The 2,706-nt window shown below is 72.6% G+C and carries 3 protein-coding genes and 1 pseudogene; all 4 read left to right on the top strand.

Annotated elements, in window-relative coordinates:
* A partial coding sequence (locus tag VR45_RS33485) for an aldo/keto reductase (RefSeq protein WP_045943667.1) occupies positions 1 to 711 on the top strand: 711 nt, incomplete at its 5' end.
* Between the two features lie 193 nt (positions 712 to 904).
* Entirely contained in the window at positions 905 to 1,240 is a 336-nt protein-coding gene (locus tag VR45_RS33480; RefSeq protein WP_053649412.1) for a hypothetical protein, read from the top strand.
* Positions 1,241 to 1,459: 219 nt separating this feature from the next.
* The gene (locus VR45_RS33475; RefSeq protein ID WP_045943665.1) at positions 1,460 to 2,326 is read left to right on the top strand and encodes an NAD(P)H-binding protein; all 867 of its coding nucleotides are present in this window, start codon (positions 1,460 to 1,462) and stop codon (positions 2,324 to 2,326) included.
* Positions 2,327 to 2,549: 223 nt separating this feature from the next.
* Positions 2,550 to 2,706 (top strand): annotated as a pseudogene (locus tag VR45_RS46190) (amino acid permease); the annotation flags it as partial.

Raw genomic sequence — 2,706 nt, 5'->3', positions numbered from 1 at the left:
GAGCACTACAGCCTCGCCAACTTCCGCGCCTGGTCGGACCGTTCGCGGAGCAATCTGGGCGTCGACCGGCTCGACCTGGTGCAGCTGCACTGTCCGCCGACGCCGGTGTACTCCAGTGACGAGGTGTACGACGCGCTCGACACCCTGGTCGCGGAGCAGCGCATCGCCGCGTACGGGGTCAGTGTGGAGACCTGTGCCGAGGCGCTGACCGCGATCGCCCGCCCGGGGGTGGCCAGTGTGCAGATCATCCTCAACGCGTTCCGGCTGAAGCCGCTGGAGGAGGTGCTGCCGGCGGCCGCCGCGGCCGGGGTCGGCATCCTGGCCCGAGTGCCGCTGGCCTCCGGCCTCCTGTCGGGCCGGTACACCGCGCAGACCCGGTTCGCCGCGGACGACCACCGGACCTACAACCGCCACGGCGAGGCCTTCGACCAGGGCGAGACCTTCTCCGGCGTCGACTTCGCGACCGGCGTCGAGGCGGCCGCCGCGTTCGCCGGGCTCGCCCCCGCCGGTGCGACGGCGGCGCAGACGGCCCTGCGCTGGGCCGTCCAGCAGCCGGGCGTCACCGCCGTCATCCCCGGCGCCCGCAACCCCGCGCAGGCGGTCGCCAACGCGGCCGCCGCCGGGCTCCCGCCACTGCCGGACAGCACGCTGGCTGCCGTCCGCGAGCTCTACGACGCGCGGATCCGCCCGCTGGTGCACGACCGCTGGTAGGTGTGTGACGGTCGGATGCGGCGGACGGCCAGGTGGCCGTCCGCCGGGGCTTCTGATGCCCGGATCCTGCCGGATTTCTGTGCCCGGATCCTGGCGGTTTTCGGCGCCCGGATTTTCGGCGCTGTCACCCTTGAGGCGCAAATCAGTCGTTTGACTGGAGTTAACCTGTCATTTGGTAATTAGACTGATTTGCATGCTATCTGATCATCGCGCACTCCTTGGCTCGGTCACCGCCACGCTGCGCGCGGCGGGGCTCCCGCTGGCCGACGCGGTGCTCGGGACCGGTGGTGCCACGGTCTCCGACGGGGTCCACGGCGTGATCGTCTCCTGGCAGGCCGCGACCCGGGGTGCGGCGTCAGACCCGTCCGGCGCGGCCGGTGCCGACGGCGCCCGTCTGCAGGGTGGCGCCGCTGTCCGCTCGGGGCACTTCCAGGCCACTCTTCGCGTCGCCGCACTGCTGGCCGAGGTCGGCTTCCACAGCGAGCACCTCGGCGACCGCGTCCTGGTCAGCGGCCGCAACGCGGGCTGACCGGCCGCTCCGGGGCGCTTTCCGGGCGGGGTGCTTCCTGGTGCTGCACGGGCCCGTTCGGTCGGGGCCCGCTTCCCTCGGCAATCAGGATGTTTGCGATCCGGACCGTCGGTCCGTATCTTCCTGGAATGAAACGGACCGATGGTCCGGATCGTCTCGGAGGGAGACGTCTGTGACACCCATGCCCGAAAGCACCGGCCTCGCCGCGGGGAGCGCCCGATGACCGCCGCTGCGACCGCCGCCACCCTGGTCGTCGGCGCCACCGGGACCACCGGCAGCCGGACCGTCGCCCGACTGGTCGCGGCCGGTCGCCCCGTCAGGGCCGCCTCCCGTGGCGCCACCCCGCTTCCCGGTGCGGAACCGGTGCGCTTCGACTGGTACGACCGCGCCACCTTCGCCGAGGCCCTCGTCGGCTGCGACCGCGTCTACCTCGTGCCCCCGGTGGGAGAGCCGGACCCGGCGCCGGTCATGCTGCCGTTCCTGCGCCTGGCCCGGGCGGCGGGCCTGCGCCGCGCCGTCCTGCTGAGCTCCTCGGCCGTGCCCAGGGGCGGACCGGCGGTGGGTGCGGTGCACGAGGCGCTGCCCGGGCTGTTCGCGGAGTGGGCCGTGCTGCGCCCGTCCTGGTTCATGCAGAACTTCACCGGCGCGCACCCGCACGCCGAGAGCATCCGCGGCGAGGGCGCCGTCCGGACCGCGACCGGCGGCGGCCGGGTCGGCTTCGTGGATGCCGAGGACATCGCCGCCGTGGCCGCGCACGCCCTCACCGACGACCCGGCGCCCAACCGCGAGCTGGTGCTGACCGGCCCGGAGGCCCTCGGTTACGACGACATCGCCCGGATCGCCGGGGAGGTCCTCGGGCGTCCCGTCGTGCACCGGCACCTGACGCCGGAGGAGCTGACCGCCGCCCTGGCCGAGCGGATGCCGGCCCGGTTCGCCGCGCTGCTGGCGGACCTGGACCGCGCCATTGCCGAAGGTGCCGAGGACCGCACCACCGACACCGTCCTGCGCGTCACCGGCCGTCCGCCGAAGGGCTTTCGGGAGGTCGCTGAAAGGGAATTGACGATACGTCAAATCGCTGCCCCGTGAGCCCGTGAGCCCGTGGGTCCGTGAGCCCGTGGGTCCGTTGGTCCGTGAACGGGTGAAGTGCTGGGCCCGGCCCTCCCTTCGGGGGAGGCCGGGCCCCGTGCTGTTCCGGGCGGGGTGCCGGAGCGCGAGGTCGAGGAGATGGTGCGCGCACTCTTGACGGTGTAAGTAACGTTCCTTAACTTAATGCCCGCGCCGCCTCCTCCTCCGCTCCGTCCCCCACCTCATGGAGCCACCCGTGTCCACAGGCTTCACCCGAAGAATCGGCCTCTTCCAGGCCACCACGATCAACATGAGCCAGATGTGCGGGATCGGCCCGTTCGTCACTATCCCGCTGATGGTCGGTGCTTTCGGCGGCCCGCAGGCCGTCGTCGGCTGGATCG

It is taken from the genome of Streptomyces sp. NRRL S-495 (genome assembly GCF_000966955.1).
Taxonomy (GTDB): domain Bacteria; phylum Actinomycetota; class Actinomycetes; order Streptomycetales; family Streptomycetaceae; genus Kitasatospora; species Kitasatospora purpeofusca.
This window is presented reverse-complemented; position numbering and strand designations above follow the sequence as displayed.

Coding starts and splice junctions, on each gene's coding strand:
- VR45_RS33480 (WP_053649412.1), top strand. CDS start 905: ATGCTATCTGATCATCGCGCACTCCTTGGCTCGGTCACCGCCACGCTG.
- VR45_RS33475 (WP_045943665.1), top strand. CDS start 1,460: ATGACCGCCGCTGCGACCGCCGCCACCCTGGTCGTCGGCGCCACCGGG.